At 36.4% G+C, this 13700-nt stretch carries 15 protein-coding genes; 6 read left to right on the forward strand and 9 right to left on the reverse strand.

The genetic code is table 11. The features are described from left to right. Nucleotides 1-558: 558 nt before the first annotated feature. From BR72_RS19780 to BR72_RS19790, 3 genes are all read right to left on the reverse strand, one after another. Nucleotides 559-1770: an NAD(P)-dependent malic enzyme gene (locus tag BR72_RS19780; RefSeq protein ID WP_035435969.1), complete on the reverse strand. Its 1212-nt coding sequence runs from the start codon at nt 1768-1770 to the stop codon at nt 559-561. A gap of 545 nt (nt 1771-2315) precedes the next feature. Further along, complete coding sequence (locus BR72_RS19785; protein WP_035435970.1) at nt 2316-3527, reverse strand: NAD(P)-dependent malic enzyme; 1212 nt, start codon at nt 3525-3527, stop codon at nt 2316-2318. A gap of 68 nt (nt 3528-3595) precedes the next feature. Continuing rightward, complete coding sequence (locus tag BR72_RS19790) at nt 3596-4942, reverse strand: 2-hydroxycarboxylate transporter family protein (protein WP_035435973.1); 1347 nt, start codon at nt 4940-4942, stop codon at nt 3596-3598. Between the two features lie 370 nt (nt 4943-5312). Here BR72_RS19790 and BR72_RS27365 point away from each other — a divergent pair, with 370 nt between their 5' ends. Then, nucleotides 5313-5438: a hypothetical protein gene (locus BR72_RS27365; protein ID WP_256217161.1), complete on the forward strand. Its 126-nt coding sequence runs from the start codon at nt 5313-5315 to the stop codon at nt 5436-5438. Between the two features lie 561 nt (nt 5439-5999). Here BR72_RS27365 and BR72_RS19795 read toward each other — a convergent pair. After that, nucleotides 6000-6401, reverse strand: a complete 402-nt coding sequence (locus BR72_RS19795) for a YxeA family protein (RefSeq protein ID WP_035435975.1) — start codon at nt 6399-6401, stop codon at nt 6000-6002. Between the two features lie 182 nt (nt 6402-6583). Between BR72_RS19795 and BR72_RS19800 the strand changes: the two genes are divergently transcribed. The 3 genes from BR72_RS19800 to BR72_RS19810 are packed head-to-tail and all read left to right on the forward strand — an operon-like array spanning nt 6584 to nt 7862. Then, complete coding sequence (locus BR72_RS19800; RefSeq protein ID WP_035435977.1) at nt 6584-7099, forward strand: DUF1572 family protein; 516 nt, start codon at nt 6584-6586, stop codon at nt 7097-7099. A 23-nt stretch (nt 7100-7122) separates the two neighbouring features. Then, on the forward strand, nt 7123-7635 hold the full coding sequence (locus BR72_RS19805) for a GrpB family protein (RefSeq protein WP_035435980.1): 513 nt from the start codon (nt 7123-7125) through the stop codon (nt 7633-7635). A gap of 2 nt (nt 7636-7637) precedes the next feature. Further along, on the forward strand, nt 7638-7862 hold the full coding sequence (locus tag BR72_RS19810) for a hypothetical protein (RefSeq protein ID WP_051957364.1): 225 nt from the start codon (nt 7638-7640) through the stop codon (nt 7860-7862). A gap of 606 nt (nt 7863-8468) precedes the next feature. On the opposite strand, the gene BR72_RS27485 is transcribed toward BR72_RS19810, so the two are convergent. Continuing rightward, nucleotides 8469-8687 carry a hypothetical protein gene (locus BR72_RS27485; protein ID WP_331280400.1) on the reverse strand — a complete coding sequence of 73 codons (219 nt, stop codon included), beginning with the start codon at nt 8685-8687 and terminating at the stop codon, nt 8469-8471. Nucleotides 8688-8700: 13 nt separating this feature from the next. On the opposite strand from BR72_RS27485, the gene BR72_RS27490 reads away from it, so the two are divergent. Beyond that, nucleotides 8701-8889 carry a DUF4183 domain-containing protein gene (locus BR72_RS27490; RefSeq protein WP_331280401.1) on the forward strand — a complete coding sequence of 63 codons (189 nt, stop codon included), beginning with the start codon at nt 8701-8703 and terminating at the stop codon, nt 8887-8889. Between the two features lie 37 nt (nt 8890-8926). Here BR72_RS27490 and BR72_RS19820 read toward each other — a convergent pair whose 3' ends face one another. Then, nucleotides 8927-9211, reverse strand: coding sequence for a DUF4183 domain-containing protein (locus BR72_RS19820; RefSeq protein ID WP_035435984.1), 285 nt, complete (start codon nt 9209-9211; stop codon nt 8927-8929). 157 nt (nt 9212-9368) lie between these two features. After that, nucleotides 9369-10022 carry a tRNA (guanosine(46)-N7)-methyltransferase TrmB gene (gene trmB / locus BR72_RS19825; protein WP_035435985.1) on the reverse strand — a complete coding sequence of 218 codons (654 nt, stop codon included), beginning with the start codon at nt 10020-10022 and terminating at the stop codon, nt 9369-9371. A gap of 197 nt (nt 10023-10219) precedes the next feature. Here trmB and BR72_RS19830 point away from each other — a divergent pair, with 197 nt between their 5' ends. Further along, nucleotides 10220-10498: a YtzH-like family protein gene (locus tag BR72_RS19830; RefSeq protein WP_035435987.1), complete on the forward strand. Its 279-nt coding sequence runs from the start codon at nt 10220-10222 to the stop codon at nt 10496-10498. Between the two features lies 1 nt (nt 10499). Here the strand turns inward: BR72_RS19830 and BR72_RS19835 are convergent, their stop codons facing one another. Then, the gene (locus tag BR72_RS19835; protein ID WP_035435990.1) at nt 10500-11297 is read right to left on the reverse strand and encodes a phosphotransferase family protein; all 798 of its coding nucleotides are present in this window, start codon (nt 11295-11297) and stop codon (nt 10500-10502) included. Nucleotides 11298-11537: 240 nt separating this feature from the next. Beyond that, on the reverse strand, nt 11538-13679 hold the full coding sequence (gene pulA / locus BR72_RS19840) for a type I pullulanase (protein ID WP_035435992.1): 2142 nt from the start codon (nt 13677-13679) through the stop codon (nt 11538-11540). Between the last annotated feature and the right edge of the window lie 21 nt (nt 13680-13700).

The following is a 13700-nucleotide window of genomic DNA, read 5'->3' on the forward strand; positions in this document are numbered from 1 at the left end:
TCAACAGAATTATTGGAATATATAACGTTTTTTAGATAGACAAGAGAATATGGCCACGCATAGAAACAATCAGATCTTTTCCTACCACACGCAAGGTTTAAAACAAAAGGAGCCAGCAATTTTATGCTGCATAGCAGCGACTTATATGTTGAAAATAGATATATAAAGAAAGAATAAAACTTATCCCCACCTCTTAAGGTGGGGATAAGTTAAAAAAATGGATGATATGTATCCAACTTAGACATACACAATCCACACCTTTTGGATTCGTAGTATGTCCAAATTCAATATATTTATTTCATCACAGTTTCATTTTATCCCGCTTTAACGGGCAGTAAAGGCTAGCAAAGAACTAGGAAGTAAACTGCCCGTAAAAACCCGATTGGCTCAACTAACATCTTGGAAAGAAAAACCTTTCCCAAGACGAAGTTTCGCTTTATCCCGCTTTAACGGGCAGTAAAGGCTAGCAAAGAACCGGGAAGCTAACTGCCTGTAAAAACCCGATTGGTTCTACTAACCTCTTGGGAAGAATAGCCTTTCCCAAGAGGAAGTTTCACTTTAGTGTTCAATTGAATAGTTTGGCACTTTTGTAATTTGTGCCACTCCTGATTCAATTGCTGCTTTTGCGACTGCAGCTGCTACACTTGGTACAACTCGTTTATCGAGCGGATTTGGAATGACGTAATTTGCATTTCGTTCTTCATCTGTAATGATATTAGCAATTCCATATGCGGCAGCTAATTTCATTTCCTCCGTAACATCTGTCGCACGCACATCTAATGCACCGCGGAATATACCTGGGAATGCTAATACGTTGTTCACTTGGTTTGGATAATCAGAACGTCCTGTTCCAACAACAGCTACACCGGCCTCTAATGCCTCTTCTGGGAATATTTCTGGTACTGGATTTGCCATTGCAAACACGATCGGACTTTCATTCATTGTCTTCACAAGTTCTTTTGTTAATACGTTAGGAGCAGATACACCGATAAAAATGTCTGCGCCTCGAATCGCTTCTTTTAATGTTCCGCGTACATGTTCGCGATTCGTTTCTTTCGCAATCTCGATTTGTGCAGGGTTCATCCATGACTCTCCCTCGCACACGATACCTTCTAAATTTACTAATTTCATATGCTGTGCGCCTGCTTTTAATAATAATTTACCAATCGCAATCCCTGCAGAGCCAGCCCCGTTAATGACAAACTTTACTTCATCCATTGCTTTATCTACTACTTTTAATGCGTTAATAACTGCCGCTAAAACAACAATTGCCGTTCCATGCTGGTCATCATGAAACACTGGAATATTCGTTTCTTCTTTTAAACGCTTTTCAATTTCAAAACAGTGTGGTGCTGCAATATCTTCTAAATTAATACCCCCAAATGTAGGTTCTAAATTTTTAACGATGGTTACGATTTCATCTACATCAGTCGTTCCAAGGCAAAGCGGAAATGCGTCGACATTCGCAAACTTTTTAAATAAAATACTTTTCCCTTCCATAACAGGCATAGCTGCTTTTGGTCCAATATTCCCTAATCCAAGTACTGCTGTTCCGTCTGAAACTACAGCAACCATATTACCACGTGCTGTATAATCGTAAACTGTTTCTTCATCTGCAGCAATTGCCTTGCAAGACTCCGCTACGCCCGGTGTATATGTCAAACTTAAATCATCTGCTGAATTCACTTCTACTTTACTTGTAATTTCAATTTTCCCTACTAACTTTTTATGAAGTAATAATGAACGTTCCTTAATTTGGCTTTCTAACATAGAAATGACCTCCTCCGAATTTTACAAGCTAGCTTATCTGCATACATTACCAAAACATTTTTAATAAAAGAGTCTCCTTTTTATTTTGAATCCACATGCAGGCACCGCCTTATGTTCTTACTCACATAATAAAGCGCTTTCAACAATAAAAATAGATTTTGAAAGTTTTGTAATTCTTTTTGTAAATAAAAAAAGGAGATTAGCAAACGTAGAAAAACGCTATTCTTTTTATAGATTTCTACAAAAAGAATAGCAGATCAAGATGATGAGTTCGTTAATACGATACAATCGAAAGAGGAGTTCATGTACATTTTGTAAAAAGGGGTGGTTCCTTTTATATCGAGACTATTATGTTTTTTTGCAATATAAAAAGCCCCTTTAGTTTTTTTCTAAAGAGACTTTTGTATATTTCTAAATGTATCGAGTTCTTATAAAATGAAACTTCTATTCAAAGTTTCATTTTATCCCGCTTTTACGGGCAGTTAGCTTCCCGTAAAAGCCCGATTGGTTCTACTAACCTCTTTTTCCCAAGAGGAAGTTTCACTTTACTGTTCGATTGAATAGTTTGGCATTTTTTTAATTTGCGCCACACCTGATTCAATTGCTGCTTTTGCGACTGCAGCTGCTACACTTGGTACAACTCGTTTATCGAGTGGATTTGGAATGACATAATTTGCATTTCGCTCTTCATCTGTAATGATATTAGCGATCCCATATGCGGCAGCTAATTTCATTTCCTCCGTAACATCTGTCGCACGCACATCTAATGCACCGCGGAATATACCCGGGAATGCTAATACGTTGTTCACTTGGTTTGGATAATCAGAACGCCCTGTTCCAACAACAGTTGCACCAGCCTCTAATGCCTCTTCTGGGAATATTTCTGGTACTGGATTTGCCATTGCAAATACAATCGGATTTTCGTTCATTGTCTTTACATGCTCTTTTGTTAACACATTAGGAGCAGATACGCCGATAAAAATGTCCGCGCCTTGAATCGCTTCTTTTAATGTTCCGCGTACATGTTCGCGATTTGTTGCTTTCGCAATCTCGATTTGTGCAGGGTTCATCCATGATTCTCCCTCGCACACAATACCTTCTAAACTTACTAATGTCATATGCTGTGCGCCTGCTTTTAATAACAATTTACCAATCGCAATCCCTGCAGAACCAGCACCATTAATAACAATCTTCACTTCATCCATTGCTTTATCTACTACTTTTAATGCGTTAAGAACTGCCGCTAAAACAACAATTGCTGTTCCGTGCTGATCATCATGGAATACTGGAATATTTGTTTCTTCTTTTAAACGCTTTTCAATTTCAAAACAGCGCGGTGCTGCAATATCTTCTAAATTAATACCCGCAAATGTAGGTTCTAAATTTTTAACGATGGTTACGATTTCATCTACATCAGTCGTTCCAAGACAAAGTGGGAATGCATCGACATTCGCAAACTTTTTAAATAAAATACTTTTCCCTTCCATAACAGGCATAGCCGCTTTCGGTCCAATATCACCTAAGCCAAGTACTGCCGTTCCATCTGAGACAACCGCAACCATATTACCACGTGCTGTATAGTCATAAGCTGTTTCTTCATCTGCCGCAATTGCCTTACAAGATTCCGCTACGCCCGGTGTATATGTCAAACTTAAATCATCAGCTGAGTTCACTTCTACTTTACTTGTAATTTCAATTTTTCCTACTAATTCTTTATGAAGTAATAACGAACGCTCTTTAATTTGACTCTCTAACATAAAAATAATCTCCTCCTAATTTTACAAGCTAGCTACGTCTTTACATAGCTAGCTTGTCTGCTGTTACATTACGAAAACATTTTTAATAAAATTGATGCAGTTACAACCATTGCTGCTCCGCCTAAACGCGTTGAAATTTGTGCAAACGGCATTAATTCCATACGGTTTGAAGCTGATAAAATTGCAACGTCTCCCGTTCCGCCAAGTCCACTATGGCATCCTGTTACAATCGCTGACTCAACTGGGTACATTTTCATAACTTTCCCAACAAGGAAACCAGTTGCAATCATTGTTATTACTACTGATGCACACACCGCAACATATCCAACTGAAAGAACAGCTGCTACATCCTTTAACGGAATATACAATAATCCTAAACCAACCATTAATGGCCACGTTAAGCTTGTCGAAATAAATTTGTATAAATGATATGCACCTTGCTCCATTTTTGCTGGCATTAACTTGAAGTATTTCACAAGTGCTGCTGAGAAGATCATAATGATCGCCCCTGGAATACCAATAAATTTAGAAGCTAATCCACCGAAAATAAAGAACGTACATGCGATTAATAAACCTGCTCCCATTAATGAGAAGTCAATTGGTTTTTCAGTATTTTGTTCTTTTAATAAGTCATCTTGATTACCTGTTTTTACTAATACACCATTACCGCTAAGCTCTGGTTTTTTCTCACCTAATCGCTTCATATATCCAGCGCCTACAATCGCAAACATATTTCCAATAACCGCCGCTGGAATAAGCTGAGATACAAATGTTGCTGATGATTGATTTAAAATCTCACTGTAGGCTAAAGAAAGTGGTAAAATCCCCTCTCCGATACCACCGCTCACAATCGGTACAATGATAAAGAAGAACGTTCTCTTCATTTCGAATCCAAATAATGATCCAACTAATAATCCAACTGCAATAGAAGCAAGTGTTCCTACAACTAACGGAATAAACATACGAATAAAGCCTTGTACTAATACTTTACGGCTCATTCCTAAAACACTTCCGATTACTAAACAAGAAATGTATAAATATAAAAAGTTTGATTTTTTCATTAACATATTTACAGCATTCATTGATGCTGGGTTCATCCAGTTAAAGAACACAAGAAATGAAGGAATAAATAATGAAAGAATTGCTGGTCCGCCAATGTTCCTTAAAATTGGAATTCTCATTCCGATATCGCCGAGGAAAATACCCATAATCATAATAACTGCAAATCCGCCAATCATATCCGCTGGCAACTTATTATATACAGATGCTCCGTAAATAACTGCTGCTAGTACAAGATATAAAGGTAACGGTATAACACCAATTTTTATGTTCATAATTTTTGAAACAAATGTCTCCTGCTTTGTTTCTACCTCACCTGCAGGCGGCATTGTTTCCACTTGCTTTTGAATCCCCATAGAGGCACCCCCTTATGTTGTTATTTACAATGTTAAAACGCTTTCAATAGTAATAATAGTTTTTGTAACTTTTGTAAGTGGTTTTGTAATTAAAAAAAGTGCCCGAACTGTTTTCAATCTGACTTATTTGATTCTATCTTTCCCCTGTCTTCTTTGATTATGAACACTTTTTTTGTGTTATAATTTTAATATTAAGAATTATCAAATATTAGATGAGGTGAATTTACGAAATGAAATTATATGAATGGAGTAAAGATGTTCAAGAAATGTGTGAGGACTCAATTCCTTATGATCCCTTTGTTTTTTCTTTGCTGGCTTCCTTATCAGGATTCATCACGTACATGAAAAAATAATATAGGGGAGATACTTCATGCAGCGACTACAAAAAGAATATACAGAATTACAAGAGTATGATCAGACGAGAAAACGCAAAGGCGATTCAATTATGAATACTATTGATGCTTTTGCGAAGAATGCGCGTTATTTGGAGTGCTGATTGCTATTTTATGCATCCCTTTTTATTTAATTAAAAGTGCTAGAAGTGCGAAATAAAATAAGGGCATGCTAGCTAGAAAAATCTATCAGCATGCCCGTTTATTATGCAGTTTTATATTTTTTATTTTTAATGCTATATACAACATTTAGAACAACTTTATTTTATCCCCATATTTTAAAAATAAAGCTAAATCCCCAAAGAATGTATGCAAGTTGTGATACTATATACATGGAAAATTCAAAACCAGTAAGTTTTCTTTCTAGTTTAATTCTTCTTAGATACATGTAAAAGCAAAATGTAGATAAAACTAATAATAATTCAGCAGTTTTATTTATATTTTCTAATATAGTAATAACGACTCAACTCCTTACATTAAATGGTAGAGAGACATAACCTAAGGATACCATAAGGATTATTTAATTTAAATGAATTTTCACTTTATAAAAAATCTTACTTACTGATTTCTAAATCGTAAACATTATTTGTTTATAGAACAAACTACATAATTGATATTTTAATAAAATAAGCAGCTTGTGGATCTAGTTTCCACAAGCTGCTTATTTATTTCACACCTAACTTTTCCTTTGCTTTCCCAGGTACTTCATTCGCCTTTATTTCTTCGTAACTTTCAATACCATTTGTTTTGTCAGGATATTTACCACTTACATACACACGCAGAACTGCCCCTACTTTTAAGTTTTTCGTTGCAAAAAATTTAACTGTTTCTTCATTCCCTTTTTTATCATAGGATTTCATTGTATACCAATATATGGGTTGTTTTTTCTCATCATGATCTTCCACAGGCTCTTCTTTTCCATTCTCAGTGATTTGAACATAATATTCTTTTGCTATCCATTTTTTTATATCTATCGCATCATTTTTTTCAGCTGCAGCTAGAACTACCATTGAAGATACCGAGAATAATAGCATAAATAACGTAATCCCTATTACATATTTCTTCAAGTGAATCACACCTCTTCTGTCTATTTGCTATGTCTGTTTGTATCATAAAATTTTTATATATGATTTGTTATCGATTTACGTGACAGCAAGATTACATTTATGTAAGGTATTCCTTTTCTCATCACACATATTTTTTGTGATAAAATCAAGGTAAATTAAGGAAATAGAAGGGGGACTTGGGGATGAATCGAGTTGAAGACAAGTTTTTGTCTACTATACTTTCTCAATTTATACATATAAAAGAACGTGCTGGACAAGCAATTGAACAATTAACCGAACAAGAACTCCATTGGCAACCTAATGAAGAATCTAATAGCGTCGCAATCATTATGAAGCATTTAAGTGGAAATATGCATTCAAGATGGACTGGCTTTTTAACAACAGATGGAGAAAAAGAAGAAAGAGATCGCGACGATGAATTCGTTGATACGATCCAATCAAAAGAAGAATTACTCCATATTTTGGAAAAAGGATGGTTCCTTCTATTTTCAACTATTCAAGAACTCAAAACAGATGATCTACTGAAGGTTGTGACCATTAGAAAAAATCCCTTAACGGTTTTAGAGGCCATTCAAATTGAAATTGCCCATTGCAGCAATCACTTAGGACAAATTCTATATATCGGTAAGCAAATTAAAGGTTCAGAGTGGAAAATATTAAGCATTCCGAGAGGACAATCTAAAAACTTTGTTAAATAAAATCAATAAGAAAGGAGCGATATATGGACAAACCAGTTGTAATTGAAGAATATACGGCAAAGTGGGCATTACAATTTAAGAAAGAACAAAAAATCATTAAAGATATTATAGGTGATGCAGTGCTTGCTATTGAACATATCGGAAGTACATCTGTCGAAGGATTAAGCGCAAAACCTATCCTTGATATAATGGTTGGCGTTCATGATCTTAACGAAATAAATACGTTCATTGAACCACTGAAAACAATCGGATATGAACATGTATTTCATCAAGAATTTCCAAATAGAAGATTCTTTCGGAAAGGATTGTGGAGAGCAGGTACGCATCATTTACATATTTATCAATATGGTAGTGAGGACTGGCAAAACAACCTTTCATTTCGAAACTATTTAATAAATCATCCTGATGTACGTAGGCAATATGAGCAATTAAAGAGAGAATTAGCGACTAAGCATCGTTTTGATAGAGTTGCATACACAAATGCAAAAGCGCCATTTATCGTAGATATTATAAGAAAAGCGGAAAAGGAGAGATAAATGTGGATTCTTTACTTCTTACAGCAGTAATCGCTTTGGGTATGTTTTATATTTCCGGTCAGTTAAACAACATTCATACAAGATTAAAGCGAACAGAGGAAAAATTAGATCGAATCGCTAAACATATGGGACTCCCTGAGCATGAAATTAACGAAGAACTTAGCCAACTAGTGAAAGATGGGGATAAAATCAAAGCAATCAAGAAGGCACGAGAGATTTTAGGGTGATCATTGCTTGAAGCTAAACATTATGTTGATTCTTTATAGCGCTATAAAAGCTAGCAAAATGCTAGCTTTTTGCATTTTAAATATATTAAAATGTCGAATTTAAAAGAAAATTGTCTATTTTCCGTTGATTTCTTTTACTATACATGTTAAACTCTTAACAATAAAGAAAGAGTAGCGAAAAACCCTTAAGTTTATAAACTTTCTGAAAATTTAGTTTTCAAAACTTTTTTAACTTCATTGACATTCTTGTGCCGCTCCCGCTCTTTCTTTATCCTTTTAAGAAGCTGTCACAAAGCTAGTACTTTGTGGCGGCTTTTTTTATTTTTCTTACATCCCTGCACTATTCTTTATTGTTTGTTGCTCAATAGGACTTTTTATCAACTTTAAGCAAACTAAAACAATTAAAACAAACCCTACCTCTACCGGATCCGATATAAGAAATAATTTAGGTGGCCCATAAATATCTTGTAAAAACCCAATTAAACTACCCCCACCGTACAGTCAAATATTACATCTGTTCATATACTGATAATAAGTTTATTCTGTTCGTCAAAAAGGGGGGACTCTTTTGGAGTCATTTTATTCTAGAAGGAACTGCAATCCTTATTATTTTCCTTGTGCGCTTCCCGTTCCGGACGGACCAACTGGCGCTACCGGACCGACTGGCGCTACTGGATCAACTGGCGCTACTGGACCGACTGGCGCTACTGGATCAACTGGCGCTACCGGACCGACTGGCGCTACTGGACCGACCTTCCAAGGACTAATTCCTGCCACAAATCTAATGTATTTTGCTGTTTCAGATGGCACGAGTCTTGTATACACAAATGCCGACGGTTTGCCTCAATTCGGAATGACGCAGATTTTAGCACCAAGTCAAGTATCCTATATGAATTTATTTATTAATGGCGTTATTCAGTCGCAAAATTCTTATGTCGTACAGACGGGGATGCTTACACTATTGGCTGATGAGGCACCACCAGCTGGTGTTATAATCACACTTCAGTTTATTTTAATCAATCAATAAAAAGCGGATTCCTTTAAAGGAATCCGCTTTTTATTGACTAGTTCACGACAAATTCAACACTAACAACAACTCCAGGGTCTAAAGTATTTCCATCTGGAATTGTAATTGCTGCTGTGGTAACACTTGAGTTAACCACAGGTTGCAACTGTCCACTCACATATAAATTGTAATAAGCAAATGACGCAGGAAATGCTGTTGCAGCAGCTCCCGTGTCATCAGTACAAGCAGTTGCTAAAATATTAAACGTTGCTCCAGTTCCCGTTCCAGCACCGATTGTTGCATTATATCTTCTAGCAGCTAAAAAAGGTTTAATAATAGGCATTCCACCTCACCCCTTTCATTTTTAAATCTAGTAGGACTTGTCCTACTCTATACATAGTATGTAAATATTTATTAATAGGAACGGCAAGTTACTTATTTTTCCTAGCTACTTACTATTAAAAATCTATTTCTTTACCAAGGATAAAAAAACCCGCGCATTATTGCGCAGGTTCTGTACGATATTTTGCTTCAACGCGGTAAATACGATTTCCCTTGCTTGAGAACTTTTCTTCGTATTCCGTCATAATGTTGCCTTCAAAATCACTGTTGTGAAGATCTAAACTAATAAAAGGCAGTAGCATGCCATATTCCGCCATACTTGTAAGAGAGTATTCGAACAAGGCTTGGTTGTCTGTTTTGAAGTGAATTTCTCCGCCCTTTACAAGTACTGTTTCATAGTTGCGTAAAAATGTTTTATACGTTAAACGGCGCTTTGCATGGCGATTTTTTGGCCATGGATCAGAGAAGTTTAAATATACGCGATCAATTTCATTCTCCGCAAAGAATACAGTTAAATCTTCGGCATCTTTATTAATTAGTTTTAAGTTCGGCAGTGGTTCTTCAATTAATTTATCAAGTGCATCTACAACTACGCTTGTAAATTTTTCAATTCCAATATAGTTTACGGTTGGGTTTGCTTTTGCCATTTCATAAACGAAGCGGCCGCGGCCTGTCCCAACTTCAATATGAATCGGGTTATCATTTCCAAATAACTCTTTCCATTTTCCGTTATGCTCTTCTGGATTTCCAATTACAAAATGTGAAAATTCTTTCGTTCGGTCCATTGCATATGGTTTATGTCTTAAACGCATAATTCTCTTCCTCTCTGCACTCCAAGATGTGTGTATCACATAAAAAACCAAGTACGTACGAGCACTCGGTCCGTTTCTTTCAAGTATAAAATTTACTATTTTGACGGAAACTACAAAGTGTATGAAATACAATTTCCATCAGCGGTTCGTTACGCTCGTTTCATTGTTACGATAACAACTGAAAAGGATGTGTCAAAATGCCACTTAATCATGAACATCAAATGGCAATCTTAAAAGACATCTTAGTCAATCATCAAAGTGATTGCTGTGGAACGGTTTCTGAATGTGAACAATTAGAACGTCTCATTCAATCATTACTCGTAAATGACAATGTAAGTAATGATGTTAAATCGATGTTAAACGATGTATATTACTATAGTCAATCGGGTAAACATTCTCCTGATTTAGATAACCATATTTCTGGTCATCAAGAACAACTGTCACAATGGATTACAGGAATGGATAGTTTTTCTTAACTTATTCTGAAGCGAGTAGTTGCATTAAATATTGGAGCCAATATTCTGCTTCTACTTGCTTATTTTTCGTTCTATACAATTGTACAAAAATCATACATTGCAGTGTAACATACCATTTCATACGGCTTAGCAAAGAATCAGTAAGTTCTAATCCGTAATGCTCAAGCCATTCGTGCCATTCATCTCTTGGAACATACCAATGAAGCAGCATCCCAATATCAAGAGCTGGATCTGCAATAATTGCTCCATCCCAATCAATTAAAAACAATTCGTTATCATCTGTTACTAACCAATTGTTATGATTCACATCACAATGACAAACAGCAAGATGTTCAAATTCTACATTCTGAAGGGACTTTTGTAAATACTGAAGCCCTTTTTGAATGATTTCATTTTTCTTTACATCCTCTTGCAAAGTGATGAGCACTTCTTCTAGAATATCTTGCGCATGCAAAGGCTGTTTCCCAAGCTTTTGAATCATGTGCACTAACGCTTCAGAAGAATGAATTTTTTTCAGCAATGCTGCCACTCGCTCATCGTTCATATCTTCTGGTTCTAATTTTTGTCCTGGGAGCCACTTTTGTGCCGAAATCACATCACCGTTTGTTAATCGCCTTGTCCAAAGTAACTTCGGAACAATTCCTTCTGCTGACAATACCGCAAGAAAGGGCGATGAATTGCGCTTTAAAAAGAGTTTATGATGTTCATTATGCGCAATGTAGGCATCTCCTGTCGCCCCTCCAGCCGGTATTATTTTCCATTCTTTTCCTAACAATTGTTCCAACCATTCCATGTTCATTACCCGTTAACAATTCCTTATCTTTTATAGTTATGAACAGAAAAACCACAACATATTTAAATATATACCCATGGCTTCCATCCATTCTGCTTCAAGTAGTAAATAAAAGTGAAAAAGAAACAGACAAGCTGCTCTCTCTTACTTTATTTTACAAAAATAATAATAGACTGGCAACTTAACTAAATAGCCACCTTGTTCAATTCTACATTTATTATATTCGCATCGTCAAGGGTCGATTTGTCACAATTTCGTCAATATATACGTACTAATTGGAGCAATGACAATTGTATCTCCCTCAAATGAAGAAATTGGATTTTCATGTGCCGTTCCCTCATTTGCAAGAATATGCCATGTACCACCTTTAGGCAAGGAAACTGTTTGCTTCTCTGTTCCGTTATGAAATAACACAACAATTTCTTTCCACACCCCAAACTGCTGCACATCTTGTAAATAATAGGCAATGACAGAAGGAGCTGTATCAAAAAAAGACACATGTCTCTTCATGCATTCAGAAGACGGAAAACGAAAGGCCCCGTGTGATTTGCGAATCCGAATGATTCCCTTTATATAAGAAATTGTTTCTTCTTCTCGCTCTTTTTGATCCCAGTCTATTTGATTGATACAGTCCGGGGCGTTATAGCTATTTTCATTTCCTTGCTTTGTGCGATAAAATTCTTGACCAGCATGTAAAAACGGAATACCTTGCGATAATAATGTCATCGTTGTCGCAAGGCGATGACGACGTTTTTGCATAGGCTCCTCTTCTTTATTACTGCCGATAATCTTATCCCACATCGTCATATTATCGTGACATTCTACATAATTAATGCTTTGCATAGGTTCTATAAATAAACTTTTCTGTTTTACATAAGGGATACTTCCCGTAACCAAGTATTGGATATGCTCTTTATTTGTTGTCTCCCCAAGCGCATATCCGCGTTTTTGCACGTCAAATGTACTTCCTTTAATCCCATCGCGAAATTGATCATTAAACTGAGCGATACATGGTAGTTTCGCTGCATTTTGTAATGTTGCCTTCTGGTCCGAAGCAAGCGGTGTTTGTAAATCCCATCCTTCACCTAATAATATGACATGCTCTTTTACTTCATTTACTTTCTGACGAATTTCGTTCATTGTCGCAACATCTAAAATTCCCATTAAATCAAACCGGAAACCATCCACTTTATATTCTGTTAACCAATATAAAACAGAATCGACAATAAACTTACGCACCATATTACGCTCTGAGGCAATATCGTTCCCAACCCCCGTCCCATTTGACGGCATTCCATTTTCGTCGTGCCGAAAATAGTAGCCAGGAACAAGCTTTTCAAAAGAAGATGTTTCTCTTTCATACACATGGTTATAAACCACATCGATAATGACGCGCAAACCATTTCGATGAAGTGCTTGAATCATTTGTTTACATTCAACAATTCGATTGTACGGATCGAGAGGATTTGTTGCATAACTACCATTTGGAACATTGTAAAATAACGGATTATACCCCCAATTATATGCTGCAAATGGTTGCTCCTCATCGACTCCGGCGTACTGATGAATCGGTAATAGTTCAAGATGGGTAACGCCTAATTCCTTTATATAAGACAGACCTGTTAACGTCCCTCGTTCTCCTGTCGTTCCTTCTTCTGCTAAACCGAGATATTTCCCTTTATACATTGCTCCGCTATGAGGATGAACTGTCATATCACGAATATGCGCCTCATAAATAACAGCATCTGTCATAGAAGCCATGAGAGGTAATGATTCCTCATCTTGCACATATGTTTTCGCAAGGTTAACGACAATTCCGTACGTACCGTTTACAGACACTGATTTTGCATATGGATCAACCACTTCTCGCCAAATTAAATTAATGCACACAAGAAAGGTATACTTTGCACCGTCCCAGTCGCCCATTAACTCGTAACTCCAAACCCCTTTTTCCTGTGCTTCCATTTCATAATCTTTATACACTGCCCCGGTTTCATAAATGCGAACTTTTGCTTTTGTAGCTGTTGGCGCCCACACTTTAAATACAGTTTGATCACTGGAATAAGAAGCACCTAAATCGCGTCCTTCATACATATATAACTCATCAAATTTCTCTGTCCGAATAACAGCACCCATCTGTAAGTCGGTTTCTACCTTACGTTCATCGCGTATGATATAACAATTACTCAATATAATGGGTTCACTCACTTTACATTCATATTTCATTACATCTGGAAGAGAGGTGATACTATGAATGGAAAGCTCCCATTCATTCGCACCTTGTTTTAAATGGAATACGCTACTCGTCCCGTACGCATGCGGAAGTAAAACTGTAATTTTATCCATTTCATCTAAATATGCTTCAAATGTACGCTGTACGCTTAACATATGTATCCACGCCCTCCCAAG

The sequence above is a fragment of the Bacillus sp. UNC322MFChir4.1 genome (assembly GCF_000746135.1).
Taxonomy (GTDB): domain Bacteria; phylum Bacillota; class Bacilli; order Bacillales; family Bacillaceae_G; genus Bacillus_A.

Coding starts and splice junctions, on each gene's coding strand:
- BR72_RS19780 (WP_035435969.1), bottom strand. CDS start 1,770: ATGTTAGAAAGCCAAATTAAGGAACGTTCATTATTACTTCATAAAAAG.
- BR72_RS19785 (WP_035435970.1), bottom strand. CDS start 3,527: ATGTTAGAGAGTCAAATTAAAGAGCGTTCGTTATTACTTCATAAAGAA.
- BR72_RS19790 (WP_035435973.1), bottom strand. CDS start 4,942: ATGGGGATTCAAAAGCAAGTGGAAACAATGCCGCCTGCAGGTGAGGTA.
- BR72_RS27365 (WP_256217161.1), top strand. CDS start 5,313: ATGCAGCGACTACAAAAAGAATATACAGAATTACAAGAGTATGATCAG.
- BR72_RS19800 (WP_035435977.1), top strand. CDS start 6,584: ATGAATCGAGTTGAAGACAAGTTTTTGTCTACTATACTTTCTCAATTT.
- BR72_RS19805 (WP_035435980.1), top strand. CDS start 7,123: ATGGACAAACCAGTTGTAATTGAAGAATATACGGCAAAGTGGGCATTA.
- BR72_RS19820 (WP_035435984.1), bottom strand. CDS start 9,211: ATGCCTATTATTAAACCTTTTTTAGCTGCTAGAAGATATAATGCAACA.
- trmB (WP_035435985.1), bottom strand. CDS start 10,022: ATGCGTTTAAGACATAAACCATATGCAATGGACCGAACGAAAGAATTT.
- BR72_RS19830 (WP_035435987.1), top strand. CDS start 10,220: ATGCCACTTAATCATGAACATCAAATGGCAATCTTAAAAGACATCTTA.
- BR72_RS19835 (WP_035435990.1), bottom strand. CDS start 11,297: ATGAACATGGAATGGTTGGAACAATTGTTAGGAAAAGAATGGAAAATA.
- pulA (WP_035435992.1), bottom strand. CDS start 13,679: ATGTTAAGCGTACAGCGTACATTTGAAGCATATTTAGATGAAATGGAT.